The following is a 12,723-nucleotide window of genomic DNA, read 5'->3' as shown; positions in this document are numbered from 1 at the left end:
CCTTTTGATCAGATTAATCCTATAATTTTCCGACTGCTTCATTAACCACCACTTCCGTGGCGGTAAATATTGAATTGATGCGAAGCTCATGTAAACTTGTTTACCGTTTGTCAAAATATGTCAGGAAGACACAGGGCCTTATTCTGAAGGGCTCGTGCGGTAGCTATGCCTGTAAACCAGTAACGCCCCGAAATTATCCTGGCTATTTTAACAATAGCACTTAAGTCAAACTCCATCCCCTTTTCTCCATCATCGAAATATCGCTACGGAAAAGCATATGAAAATGCGCGTACTGTTTTCACTTCTGTTTGTAATGGCGGTGGCGGGCTGTAAAGCGCCGCAGAAACCTGTGATCAATGACGATACGATCGAGACCAGCCAGGTCAACGGCGTGACCTTAACCCACCGTCATGCGGTGACGCCGCCGACGGAGTTCACGCCGGTCAACGCACCGTATCGTGCCATGTATCCGGCCTCCCTGATGAGCCGTCCTGACTTTGGCGGCAAGGTTATCCGCACGCTCGATACCGGAAAAACGTACGTGGTGCTGGGGCAGGTTGAACACTACTGGATGGCGCTTGCCGATGAAGGTAACGATCAGCTGATTGGTTACGTCCCGATGCGTGCCGTGATTAAAGCCGATCAGTATGAAGCTGCCGTGCGTAAACAGGCCATTCGTCCTAAGGTGCGTAAAAAAGCGACCTGTGTCGATGTCGATGGTAACAGCAAAGCCTGCAAAGACAGCGCTAACGGTACCTGGATCCTGAACTAACGGCGTCATGAGCGCATTTTTATGAATAATAAAAATTTTCATACGCTGTGGTTACTCTTTTACGCGGTGGTTTTCGCCCTTGTCAGTGGTTGTACGTCGTCTTCACACAGCGACCCTTCCCGCTACAATCTGCAGTTTCAGGCCCATCCACAAATCAATGAATCTGCGCCGCTTAAGGTTCGGGTACTGTTGCTGAAATCCGATGCGGATTTTATGTCCAGCGACTTCTATTCCCTGCAGAACAACGCGTCAGCCACGCTTGGCGCGAATTTGCTGAACAGCGATGTTTTCTTCCTGATGCCGGGTCAGCTATCTAAAACCCTCAGCGGGCAAAGCTCTCCGGAGGCCCGCTATATTGGCGTGATGGCGGAATATCAGATGCTGGATGGCAAAAAATGGCGCGTTTCACTCCCTCTGCCTGTGCCTGGCGAAAATCATATCTACCAGTTCTGGAAATGGTCCGCAGATGAACTTCAGGCCAACGTCTTTCTCGACGTGAACGGCATTCGGGTCATCAGCCAGTAACGCGCTTCATAACAGGAAACACATCATCATGACCAAAGCAGAAAAGGTCGTCTGGACCGAAGGCATGTTCCTGCGTCCACACCATTTTCAGCGGACTGAAAGTTATCTGCTCAACCATGTTCGTGAATGGGGTGCGCTGCAGCGTTCTTATCTGTGGGGCTTTCTCGACGTTGAACTGGATGAAGCGATGCTTCGCCAGGGATGCATTGCCCTGAGCTACTGCAGCGGGTTGCTGCCGGACGGCACCTTTTTCCAGGTGCGTAACGGGCGCAACGGTCCTGTGCCGCTGAAAATTCCTGACAACCTCACCAATGAAAAGGTGGTGCTCGCGCTGCCGGTTCGTCGTGGCGAGAAAGAAGAGGTGATTTTTAGCGAAGAGCCGGCCTCACTGGCGCGCTTTATCGCGTTCGAGCAAGAGGTGGAAGACGATAACGCCATGTCGGTGGGAGATGCCACCGTCCAGTTTGGCCGTCTGCGTCTGACCCTGATGCTGGAAAAAGATCTCACCGCTGAATGGACCGCCATCGGCGTGGCGTTTGTGGCTGAGAAACGTAACGACAACCACGTGCGGCTCGATAACAGCTACATCCCGCCGATGCTGAACGCCAACAACAGCCCGCAGATCTACAGCATGATTAACGATCTGCACGGCTTGCTGGTGCAGCGCAGCCAGCAGATTGGCGGTCGTCTGCGCCAGCCCGGCCGCTTCAATACCTCTGAAATGATCGAGTTTACGCTGCTGTCGCTGGTTAACCGTCATCTGGGTGAGGTGTCTCATTTAAAAACCCTCCCGCTGGTGCACCCGGAAACGCTGTGGCGCAGCTGGCTGCCGTTTGCCACCGAGCTCACCACCTGGACGTCGCAACGTACCGCGGAAAGCGTGCTGCCGATTTACGATCATGACGATCTGGCAAACAGCTTCAGCAAGCTGATGCTGATGCTGCGTCAGGGCCTGTCGCTGGTGATGGAAGACCACGCGATCCAGCTGCCGCTTAACGAGCGCTCTCATGGCCTGAACATCGCCACGGTGCCTGAAACCAGCATGGTGCGTGAGTTTGGCTTCGTGCTGGCGGTAAAAGCCAACGTGCCAGGCGAACACCTGCAAACCCATTTCCCGGCCCAGATGAAGATCGCACCGGTCTCAAAAATCCGCGATCTGGTCCAGCTGCAGCTGCCGGGCATAATGCTGCGCGCCATGCCGGTCGCGCCGCCGCAGATCCCGTGGCATGCCGGCTACAGCTACTTCGAGCTCGAGAAGGGCAGCGAGCTGTGGCACGAGATGGATAAGTCCGGCGCATTCGCCCTGCATCTTGCAGGGGAGTTCCCCGGGCTGGATATGGAGTTTTGGGCCATCCGTAGCCCGACAGAATAATAAAGCGAGCGCTTAATATGCAGGAACGACAGGACACCGGCAGTGATGCCGCGTTTACCGGAGCCAGTAGCAACAATCAGCTGGTGGCGGCCGCCAACCCGCTGCTTAATGCGATCCCGCAGATCCGTCATTCGGTGTCGCATGACGATCAGGTGGCGTTGCGCCAGCGTCTGATCGATGAGATTCGCCGTTTCGAAGTCCGCTGCCAGCAGGCGGGGCTGCCCTACGAAGTGATCGTCGGGGCGCGTTACTGCCTGTGCACGGCGCTCGATGAGGCCGCCGCGCTTACCCCCTGGGGCAGCAGCGGCGTCTGGTCAAGCAATGGGCTGCTGGTGACGTTCCATAACGAAACGTGGGGCGGCGAGAAGTTCTTCCAGCTGCTGGCGCGCCTGTCGCAAAACCCGCGCGAGCATATCCTGCTGCTGGAGATGATCAACTACTGTCTGCTGCTTGGCTTCGAAGGACGTTACCGGGTGCTGGACAATGGCCGCACTCAGCTTGACACCATCAAGCAGCGTCTGTGGCAGATGATCCGCGGCGTGCGCGGCAGCTACCCGCCGCCGCTCTCTCCCCATCCGGAAGATCGCCCGGTGCTGCGTAAACTGTGGCGGCCGATGGTGCCCCTGTGGGCCTGCGTGGCGCTGGCCGGGTTTATCGCCTGCCTGTTCTACATCATTCTGAACTGGCGTCTTGGCGACAACACCAACCCGGTGCTGGCGAAGATTTACCAGTCCCAGCTGCCGGAAACCACCATCCAGCAACCGGCACGCCAGATGCCCGCGGTGCTCAATCTGCGTGGTTTCCTGAAGCCGGAAATCGAGGCGGGTCTGGTGGCGGTGAAGGACGAAGCGGACCGCAGCGTCGTTATCCTGAAGGGTGATGGTCTGTTTGCCTCCGCCTCGACCGTCGTGCGCGACCGCTATGAACCGGTTATCAACCGCATTGCACAGGCGATGAATAACGTCAGCGGCAAAATTCTGGTGGTGGGCTACAGCGACAACGTGCCGATTCGCAGCGCGCGCTTTGCCTCTAACTATGAACTCTCTCTGGAACGTGCCCGCTCGGTACAGAAAATGCTGCAGGGAAGCCTCTCTCAGCCTGGCCGCGTGAAAGCGGAAGGGCGGGGCGAGATTAACCCGGTAGCGCCGAACACGACGCCAGAAAACCGTGCCCGTAACCGCCGTGTGGAAATTACTCTGCTGGTGTCGCCTGAAAATACGCAGGCTGAGCTGAACGGATTGCCGCAAGGAAACTAAGGATGCTGACTACACTTCTTTCCATTTTGACCAATCGCATTCTGTGGAGCTTCCTCGGCGTAACGGCGCTTGCGGCGGTGATCTGGATGATTGGTCCCCTGTTGTCCATCGTGGACACCCGACCGCTCGAATCTGAGCAAAACCGTATTATCAGCATCGCCGTGGTCTATCTGCTCTGGGCGCAGGGCCACATTCTGCCGCGGCTGTACAATGCCTGGCTGAACCGCAAGCTGATGGACAAGCTCAATGAGAACACCACCAGCCCGGAAGCGGCGGATCCGCAGAAACGGCTGAACAACGAGGAGCAGATCCTCGCCAGCCGCTTTGATGAAGCCGCGCAGATGCTGAAAAAAGCGCACTTCAGCAAAGCGGGACAGGGTGCCCAGTGGACGCAGCGTTTTAGCACGCAATATCTCTATCAGCTGCCGTGGTACGTCATTATTGGTGCGCCAGGTTCGGGGAAAACCACGGCGCTGGTGAATTCCGGCCTGCAGTTCCCGCTGGCCGACCGGTTCGGTAAGACCGCGCTGCGGGGCATTGGCGGTACGCGTAACTGCGACTGGTGGTTCACCAACGAGGCGGTGCTGCTGGACACGGCGGGTCGCTACACCACGCAGGAGAGTGAGCAGGTGCAGGACGCCGGCGAATGGCTGCAGTTCATGGGGCTACTGCGCAAGTATCGCCGCCGCCAGCCGATCAACGGCGTCATCATTACCATCAGCATTTCTGACCTGCTTACCCAGTCTGCCGAGGCGTCCCGCCAGCAGGCGGTGAACCTGCGTCAGCGTCTGTCTGAACTGCATGAACAGCTGGGTATTCGCTTCCCGGTCTACGTGATGGTAACCAAGGCCGACCTGCTTAAAGGCTTCCGCGCCTGGTTTGCCGACTACGACAAAGCGCAGCGCGACCAGATCTGGGGCTTTACCCTGCCATGGGAGCAGACCAAACACGCCGATTTCGACCTGATGGGCAACTTCCACCAGGAGTTTTCGCTTTTACAGCAGCGCCTGGATGCCGGGCTGCCGGAAACCATGCTCAAAGAGCATGACGCTAAAACCCGTGCCGAAGCGTATCTCTTCCCGCAGGAGTTCGCTGCCCTGCGTCCGCTGCTGGCGGATTACCTGAGCACGGTCTTCGCCCGCTCCAACTTTGAAACCGAGTTCTCCCCACGCGGGATTTACTTCGCCAGCGGTACTCAGGAAGGGATGCCGTTCGACCGGGTGATGGGCGAACTGAACCGTGCGCTGTCGCTGCCGGAAGGGGATGAGTCCGCACACTGGGATTCGGTCAGCAAAGAAGCGCCTATTCCGGGCGCAAAAGGCCAGAGTTTCTTCATTAAAAACCTGCTGCAAAACGTCATTTTCCAGGAAGCCGGCATCGCCGGTGAAAACCGCTGGTGGGAACTGCGCAACCGGGCGGTGATCTGGTCTGGCTACGCGGCGCTGCTGGCCCTGCTGGTGATCCTGGGTGGCCTGTGGCTGACCAGCTATGCCAAAAACAAGGCTTATCTGGACGAGGTGGATGCGAAGGTGCCCCTGCTGGACCAGCAGAGCAAAGCGTTGCAGAACCAGCCTCAGCGCGATCTGTTCGATTTGCTGCCGCTGCTGAACGGGCTGGTTGACCTGCCGAAAAGCGACGCCTTTGACGTCAATGACCCGCCGGTCTCCCGCCGTATGGGGCTCTACCGTGGGGATGACGTCAGCGACGCCGCCCAGTCGCTGTACCAGAAAGCGCTGGATCAGATGCTGTTGCCTGCCGTCGCCATGCACATCACCACCTGGCTTCGTAACGACAACGGCAGCGATGTGGAATACAGCTATGAAGCGCTGAAGGCTTATCAGATGCTCTACCAGCCGAAGCACTATGACGGTAAATTCCTGCACTCTTGGGTGATGCTCAACCTGCAGCGTAACCTGCCGCAGAACGTGACGAAGGCGCAGCTGCAGCAGCTTGAATGGCACCTGACGCAGCTGCTGGAGCCGAAAATTCAGGCCTCCCCGTACGCGCAGGACGAGTCCCTGGTGGCACGCGAAAGAGCGATGATCAACCAGCAGCCGCTTTCCACGCGCGTGTACGGTCGTCTCAAGCGCCTGCTGGAGCATGATGAAAACCTTAAACCGGTCTCCCTTTCCAACCTGGGCGGACCGCAGAGCGAGCTGGTCTTTTCCCGCAAAAGCGGTAAGCCGGTGAGTGAAGGTGTGCCGGGCCTCTATACGCCGGAAGGCTACTGGAAAAGCTTTAACAGCCAGATTGATAGCGTCACCACGGCACTGCACGAGGACGACGCCTGGGTGCTGGGGGCCAGCACCGCGCAGGAGGATAAACAGCAGATCGATAACGCCGTGCGCCAACTCTACATGCGCGACTTTATCGCTAACTGGGATAGCTTTCTTGCCGACATTCAGCTGAATAACAGCGCCGATCTTTCCCAGCGCATCAACACCGCGCGCCTGCTCTCGGGCGCAAACTCGCCGCTGCGCCGTCTGGTGCAGAACCTGAGCCAGGTACTGACGCTGTTGCGTAATGCACCGACGCCGGAAGAGGCGGGTAAAGCACAGGAGCAGAGCAACCGGGCGACCCGCACCCTGGAAGCGCTGTTCAGCAATAATGACAATGCCCCGACGCAGGCTGCGGTGGTTACCCAGGCGCCGGAGCAGCTGGTGACCGACCACTATGCGCCGATGATTGAGCTGGCCCAGCCGCTGGAGAAGGGCGGGAAAACCATCGTCTTTGATGATTTTCTCAAGCAGGTGGATGAGCTGTATCGTTACCTGACCGCCGTACAGGACGCCGCCAACAGCGGCATGCCGGCCCCGGGCGGCGAGGCGATAAGCCGCCTGCAGGCCAGCGCCGGTCGTCTGCCGGGCGGGCTGCAAACCATGTTCAGCAATATGGCGGTAGGCGCCAGCAGCGACACCCAGCGCCGTGACCTGGAAAACGTGCGTAAGCGAATCAGCGTTGAGGTGGGTGGTTTCTGCCGTCAGGCCATTGCTGGTCGCTACCCGCTGGTGCGCAGCGCCAGCACCGAGGTGACCCCTGACGATCTGGCGCGCATGTTTGCGCCGGGCACCGGACTGATGGACGCCTTCTTCCGCGACAACCTGACCAATAAGGTAGACACCACCCAGGCGAACTGGCGCTTTATGCCGGGCATCGACGGTAAAACGCTGCCGGGCAGCGAAGGGCTGCTGAGACCGTTCCAGCAGGCCCAGTCTATTCGCGATGCCTTCTTTGCTAACGGGGCAACCACGCCGTCCTTCAAGGTGACGGTACGCACCGTGCGAATGGATAACACCATTCTGAACCTGACCCTGGACGTTGACGGCCAGCTGCTGCGCTACAGCCACGGCCCGCAGGCCGTGCAGATCATGAACTGGCCGGGGCCGGGCGGTACCAACCAGGTGCGTATGCAGCTGGGCCTGGCGAACGGCAGCACGGCGACGCTGGTGACCAACGGCGCCTGGGCACTGAACCGCTTCTTCGATAAAGCGAGCACCAGCCCGGGGGCGGGGAGCCTGAGCCGTCAGGCCACCTTCAACGTTGACGGACATCAGGTCACGCTGGAGTTTGCGCCAAACAGCATTCGCAACCCGTTCCAGCTTCCTCGTTTCTCATGCCCATAACCGCAAGGACAGCCGTATGACGAATACCCCTGCGATGAACCGCTACAGCTGGTATGGCAAATTACCCAGCGCCGGAGATTTTTTGCAGCGCCGCTTTCCTGACACCTTACAGCGCCAGTGGTCGCACTGGTTTCAGGTCGGTCTGCTGGCCTGGCAACAGGAAGAGCAGCGCAGCGGCGAGCGCCAGTTTCACAAAGCCCCGGTCTGGAATTTTGTTGTACCGCCGATGCTGGGCAGCCAGATGATCCAGATGGGCTGTCTGCTGCCCGGCCGCGACAGCGTTGGCCGCCAGTACCCGGTGTGCCTGCAGCTGAGCTTCGCCCCGTCTGAATGGTCGACCAGCCTGCTCAGCCAGGCTGAGAGCTGGTACCAGCAGATTGGGCGCCTGGGTCTGCACGCGGTGCGCAACAGTTTTTCCGCCTCGCAGCTGGATGAAATGCTGATGACCATTCCGGCGCCGCAGCCCGTCGAGCCGCAAAAGCGTTCCGACATCCTTGACGTGATCGGTTATGACGAGGACGGTCAGAACACCCTGGGCTGGCCACAGGCGGCAGAATGTTTTGATCCCCTTCGGCAGACCAGCTACTGGTGGACCAACCGCTGCGACGGTTACCCGCTGTACACCCACGTTCACAGCGGTAACTTTACCGGGCAGCTTTTCACCCTGCTGTTCGATCCGGCAGGGGGGGCCCGCCCGGGCCGTCACGGTCTCTATCCGCCCATGTTTGAATAAGCAGGGATCTTATGAATATCGAAGAATTTCTCGCGCCAATAAGCCCCGACAAGCCCTGCGGCGAAAACCTGGAGTACGACGCTGATTTTCAGAGCATGAACCAGGCAAGCCTCGGGAAAGCGGAACAACAGTTTGGCGACACCATTATCCCGGCAGAGCCGGCGGACTGGAACACGGTGGAAAAATTCGCCACCAGCCTGCTGACCCGCACCAAAGATCTTCGCGTGCTGCTGGCGTTAACCCATGCCTGGACACGCCGTCGCGGGCTGGCCGGTTACGCTGACGGATTACTGCTGGTGCAGGAGGCGATCACCCGTTACTGGGAGCCACTTTATCCGCTGCTGGAAGAGTATGGCGAAACCGATCCGTTTTACCGCATTAACGCCCTGGCGGGGCTGAGCGACAAGTCTGAGCTCACCGTCGCGGTGCGAAACGCCTCGCTGCTGCGTTCAAACGGCGATGAAATTTCGCTGCGTGATGCCCAGGCGCTGCTGGACGGCAGTAAGACGGAGTGTCCGGACTATCCCGGTGGCCGTCCAAGGCTGATTGACGAGCTCTCCCGCGGCGACCAGCCAGGAACCGCAGCGGTTATCGTCATTAACGAACGGCTGCTGGCGATCCGCGAGCTGCTCACCGGCTATCTCGGCGAGAGCGGAGTGCCGGAGATGGAGCAGTTGCTGAAAACCGTGGGGCTGGTGGCCAGCGCCTGTCAGGTGACCGACATCAGCAAGCTGCTGCCAAACCGTGAGGCGCAGGCTGAACAGCCCGCCGCCTCGCAGCCGATGGCCGCGCAGCCTGTCCAGCAGGTCACCGACTGGCGCAGCGTGCAGGTCACCAGCCGCGCCGATGCCCAGCTGATGCTGGAAAAAGCGAAGCAGTATTTTGCACAGTACGAACCGAGCCACCCCGCACCGCTGATGATTGAACGGGTGCAGCGGCTGTCAGAACTTAACTTTATGGACATTATTCGCGACCTGGCGCCAGACGGCGTTAACCAACTGGAAAACATCTTTGGACGCCGCGAATAACGCGTCCAGGCATTATGACGACAGGCATGGAGCCTGCCGTTTCACCTTCACCGCGCATCTTTGATGGAGAACATCATGGCAATGAGTAACAGTGGGCAGAAATTCATCGCACGTAACCGTGCCCCCCGCGTGCAGATCGAGTACGACGTAGAGATCTACGGTGCAGAACGTAAAATTCAGCTGCCGTTCGTGATGGGCGTTATGGCCGATCTGGTCGGCAAACCGGTGGAAAACCTGCCGGCCGTGGATGAGCGCAAATTCCTCGAAATTGACATCGATAATTTTGACGAACGCATGAAGGCGCTGAAGCCGCGCGTGGCGTTCCAGGTGGACAACACCCTGACCGGCGAAGGTAAGCTCAACGTCGATCTGACCTTCGACAGCATGGACGACTTCCTGCCGGATGCGGTGGCCCGCAAGGTCGAGCCGCTGAACAAGCTGCTGGAAGCACGTACTCAGCTCTCCAACCTGCTGACCTATATGGACGGCAAAAACGGTGCGGAAGAGCTGATCGCTAAAATTCTGCAGGATCCGACACTGCTCAAATCCCTGAGCCAGTTGCCGAAAAATGACGAAAGCGCGAAAGGTAGCGAGGAATAATCGATGAGCAACCAGACTCAACAACATGAGCAGCAGGCGGGTCAGGCGTTCAGCCAGGATGAATTCAGCGCGCTGCTGAACAAAGAGTTCCGCCCGAAAACCGACCAGGCGCGTTCCGCCGTAGAAAGCGCGGTCAAAACCCTGGCGCAACAGGCGCTGGAAAATACCGTCACCTTCTCAAACGATACTTACCGCACCATTCAGAACCTGATTGCGGGTATCGATGAGCAGCTGTCACAGCAGGTAAACCAGATTATTCACCACGAAGAGTTTCAGAAGCTGGAGAGCGCCTGGCGCGGTCTGAGCTACCTGGTGAACAACACTGAAACCGACGAGATGCTGAAGATCCGCTTTATGAGCATCTCCAAGCAGGAGCTGGGCCGTACCCTGAAACGCTACAAAGGCGTGGGCTGGGACCAGAGCCCAATCTTCAAGAAAATCTACGAGCAGGAGTACGGTCAGTTTGGTGGTGAGCCGTTTGGCTGCATCGTCGGCGACTACTACTTCGACCACAGCCCGCAGGACGTTGAGCTGCTGGGTGAAATGGCGCGCATCGGTTCGGCGGCCCACTGTCCGTTCATCACCGGTACTGCACCGGGCGTGATGCAGATGGAGTCCTGGCAGGAGCTGGCCAACCCGCGCGATCTGACCAAAATCTTCCAGAACACCGAGTACGCCGCCTGGCGTTCACTGCGTGAATCTGAAGATGCCCGCTATCTGGGCCTGGTGATGCCGCGCTTCCTGTCGCGCCTGCCGTACGGGATTCGCACTAACCCGGTCGACAGCTTTGACTTTGAAGAGCAGACCGACGGCGCGAACCACAACAGCTACGCGTGGGCTAACGCCGCGTATGCGATGGCAGCCAACATCAACCGCTCCTTCAAAGAGTACGGCTGGTGCACCTCGATTCGCGGCGTGGAGTCCGGCGGGGCGGTGGAAAACCTGCCGTGCCACACCTTCCCGAGCGATGACGGCGGCGTGGACATGAAATGTCCAACCGAGATCGCCATCAGCGACCGTCGAGAAGCCGAGCTGGCGAAAAACGGCTTTATGCCGCTGGTTCACCGTAAAAACTCCGACTTCGCTGCCTTCATCGGCGCGCAGTCTCTGCAAAAACCGGCGGAGTACCATGACCCGGATGCAACCGCTAACGCGCGCCTGGCGTCTCGTCTGCCATACCTGTTCGCCTGCTGCCGTTTTGCTCACTACCTGAAATGCATCGTGCGTGACAAAATCGGCTCCTTCCGCGAGCGCGAGGAGATGGAACGCTGGCTGAACGACTGGGTAATGAACTACGTGGACGGCGACCCGGCGAACTCCTCCCAGGAAACCAAATCCCGCAAACCGCTGGCGGCTGCGGAAGTGCAGGTGCAGGAAATTGAAGACAACCCGGGCTACTACGCCGCGAAGTTCTTCCTGCGTCCACACTACCAGCTGGAGGGGCTGACTGTGTCCCTGCGTCTGGTGTCTAAACTGCCGTCGCTGAAGACGAAAGACGCGTGATGATGAGTGCCGGCCCTGGAGGGCCGGCAACATTTCGGTGAATACGAGATAGCTAATGAATTTGACTGTGAAAGCGTTAATACGAAAATTCATCAGCTATTTAACCGTTTATATATTGCTAATAATTTCGTTCATGCTGTTTGTGACGGTATCTGGCTACTATCTGTTTATCTTTGACTGGCCGGAAGATGTCCCGCAAATCGCAATGCATGGATTTTTATGTGCTGGACTTAATGCATTAGCGATAGGAATATACGTTGTCGCAGAGAAATGGAAAGAGAAACGTTAGAAATTCACGCTGGCTTATATTTTATATAGATAGTCCACTACGCGATCTTACTATGAATAAAATAACCCTGTTGGCTATCGCTATGCTGTTCATCGCCCCTCTGGCTGATGCACAAACGGAAAATTATTCTTATCCTGACGCAACAGCATTACCGCAGGATGATACGTCAAATTTGCTTCGCGATCCGGCCTTATTAACGGGGTACGATTTGAATCTCAGTGCCGCGCGCTTCGCCAGTGCCTGGCTTTCAAAAACGAATGAACGCGAGCGCATTAAAGCGGATATGTATCTGTTAGGCGTGGTGGATGCATCAGAGGGGAAGGCATGGTGTAAAGGTCACCCCATTTTGCCCAATACGATTTATGAGTTTCTTTATTCTCGCTTTGCTCATTTATCTGAGCAGGAGGGCAAACGGCGGGCTTCTGAAATCATTACTGATGGAATGGGAGAATTAAGCCCCTGTCAGCATCGGACTGGTTTATAGAACGATCCATTGTTGAACCGGCTGGAATTGGATGGCTGATGCGCTGTGGAGCCTATAGCAAAGGATATAAGGTGAAACATTTCTGTTTTTTCCTCGCGTTTATGACTTTTTATGTGTGTGCCGAAAATAACTATCCTGATTTTTATCAGAAGCAAACATACCGGCAGGTTTTAAAAGATTTAGTTCTGGCGCGCTGTCTTGCGCAGGTGGCAGATAAAGGCAGCCAGTTTTCTGTTGATGCGGCCCGAAGTGCGAGCGCATTCATTGAGTGGATACCTTTTGATGCCGAAAATGGTACTGATAAAGTGAACGCACTTATTGGGAAATATAAAAATCAAGTTAATGGTTTTCATTCAGAGCGAAAACCCGATGTCAAAGGCGTAACCTTAAACTGTTTACGTCTTTATCATAGCGACGAACTGAACAAACTGGTTCCGCAAGTCATCATTGGCGATCCTGAACGTACCTGGATTCAGGATAACCCGCAGTAGTAAAAGACTTCACATTCTTTCCGTTCATTCAGGGGGAATGTAAGACT

General features: G+C 57.1%; 11 protein-coding genes. All 11 read left to right on the top strand.

The features are described 5' to 3' along the window. Window positions 1-277: 277 nt before the first annotated feature. Complete coding sequence (locus C1N69_RS13230) at window positions 278-772, top strand: hypothetical protein (RefSeq protein WP_025756852.1); 495 nt, start codon at window positions 278-280, stop codon at window positions 770-772. A 21-nt stretch (window positions 773-793) separates the two neighbouring features. Further along, complete coding sequence (tssJ, locus tag C1N69_RS13225; protein WP_047958915.1) at window positions 794-1,297, top strand: type VI secretion system lipoprotein TssJ; 504 nt, start codon at window positions 794-796, stop codon at window positions 1,295-1,297. Between the two features lie 28 nt (window positions 1,298-1,325). Then, window positions 1,326-2,669 (top strand): type VI secretion system baseplate subunit TssK, encoded by a 1,344-nt coding sequence (tssK, locus tag C1N69_RS13220; RefSeq protein ID WP_155031350.1) that lies wholly within the window; start codon window positions 1,326-1,328, stop codon window positions 2,667-2,669. A gap of 17 nt (window positions 2,670-2,686) precedes the next feature. Beyond that, window positions 2,687-3,925, top strand: coding sequence for a DotU family type VI secretion system protein (locus C1N69_RS13215; protein WP_025756849.1), 1,239 nt, complete (start codon window positions 2,687-2,689; stop codon window positions 3,923-3,925). 2 nt (window positions 3,926-3,927) lie between these two features. Continuing rightward, window positions 3,928-7,548: a type VI secretion system membrane subunit TssM gene (tssM, locus tag C1N69_RS13210; RefSeq protein ID WP_155031349.1), complete on the top strand. Its 3,621-nt coding sequence runs from the start codon at window positions 3,928-3,930 to the stop codon at window positions 7,546-7,548. Window positions 7,549-7,564: 16 nt separating this feature from the next. After that, the gene (tagF, locus tag C1N69_RS13205; RefSeq protein WP_025756847.1) at window positions 7,565-8,281 is read left to right on the top strand and encodes a type VI secretion system-associated protein TagF; all 717 of its coding nucleotides are present in this window, start codon (window positions 7,565-7,567) and stop codon (window positions 8,279-8,281) included. 11 nt (window positions 8,282-8,292) lie between these two features. Beyond that, the gene (gene tssA, locus C1N69_RS13200) at window positions 8,293-9,309 is read left to right on the top strand and encodes a type VI secretion system protein TssA (protein WP_094919229.1); all 1,017 of its coding nucleotides are present in this window, start codon (window positions 8,293-8,295) and stop codon (window positions 9,307-9,309) included. 75 nt (window positions 9,310-9,384) lie between these two features. Beyond that, window positions 9,385-9,909, top strand: coding sequence for a type VI secretion system contractile sheath small subunit (tssB, locus tag C1N69_RS13195; RefSeq protein WP_008502644.1), 525 nt, complete (start codon window positions 9,385-9,387; stop codon window positions 9,907-9,909). A gap of 3 nt (window positions 9,910-9,912) precedes the next feature. Beyond that, the gene (tssC, locus tag C1N69_RS13190; protein WP_013096181.1) at window positions 9,913-11,412 is read left to right on the top strand and encodes a type VI secretion system contractile sheath large subunit; all 1,500 of its coding nucleotides are present in this window, start codon (window positions 9,913-9,915) and stop codon (window positions 11,410-11,412) included. Window positions 11,413-11,753: 341 nt separating this feature from the next. Further along, window positions 11,754-12,185: a Rap1a/Tai family immunity protein gene (locus tag C1N69_RS13185; protein WP_155031348.1), complete on the top strand. Its 432-nt coding sequence runs from the start codon at window positions 11,754-11,756 to the stop codon at window positions 12,183-12,185. Window positions 12,186-12,286: 101 nt separating this feature from the next. After that, window positions 12,287-12,676: a T6SS amidase immunity protein Tai4 family protein gene (locus tag C1N69_RS13180; RefSeq protein ID WP_095441645.1), complete on the top strand. Its 390-nt coding sequence runs from the start codon at window positions 12,287-12,289 to the stop codon at window positions 12,674-12,676. Window positions 12,677-12,723: the final 47 nt, after the last annotated feature.

Origin of the sequence: Enterobacter sichuanensis (assembly GCF_009036245.1) — a bacterium.
Taxonomy (GTDB): Bacteria; Pseudomonadota; Gammaproteobacteria; order Enterobacterales; family Enterobacteriaceae; genus Enterobacter; species Enterobacter sichuanensis.
This window is presented reverse-complemented; position numbering and strand designations above follow the sequence as displayed.